General features: G+C 69.2%; 1 protein-coding gene. It reads right to left on the reverse strand.

The window, feature by feature from the left end; genetic code table 11:
* Positions 1 to 114: 114 nt before the first annotated feature.
* Positions 115 to 611, reverse strand: a 497-nt coding sequence (locus GTW58_RS13540) for a TetR/AcrR family transcriptional regulator (protein WP_168023606.1), incomplete at its 5' end; no start/stop codon positions are given.

A 611-nucleotide genomic window follows, 5' to 3' on the forward strand; every position in this document is an offset into this window, starting at 1 on the left:
GAGGCGGGAGCCCCCGCCGCGCTGGGCTCGCGGACCTTGGCCGACGCCGACCGGGTCGCGGCAGCCATCCTGGGCTGATGCTTTGCGCAGCAGCACCTTCCGGACGGTACGGGGCTACTGCTTGTGGTCCTGGGAGTCATCGGGCCGGAGGCCCCTGAGGTAGATCTCGACCAGCCACGCGTCCATCTCCTCGTGGGGGAACACCCTGGAGGCAGGCTCCGGCAGTGGGCGGGTGATGGCCCCCAGGCCAATGAAGAACCGCTGCGGCGTCAACGTGGGTTCGATCAGCCCGTGGGACCGGGCGCGATCCAGGACCGGGGTCAGCACCTGCATCAGCCGATCGCGGCGCTCCATGAACGGGCCCAAGTCCTTTTCCGCCAGGGCAGTCGGGGCATTTGAGCCCGTGGCAATCGCACCCGTCCGCAGCGCACCACACCCCCGGACGAACTCCGCCCACGCACCCTGGGGGCCGGCCTCCCAATCAGCCAGAGCCTTGGTCGCCAGGGCCTCGACTTGCTGGGCGATCTCATCCACGATGCCCAGGATCAAGTCCGGACGCTCGGGGAAATGACGGTAGAGAGTCCCGACTCCGACGCCCGCGGTCTGGGCTA

Origin of the sequence: Kocuria subflava (genome assembly GCF_012163155.1) — a bacterium.
GTDB lineage: Bacteria > Actinomycetota > Actinomycetes > Actinomycetales > Micrococcaceae > Kocuria > Kocuria subflava.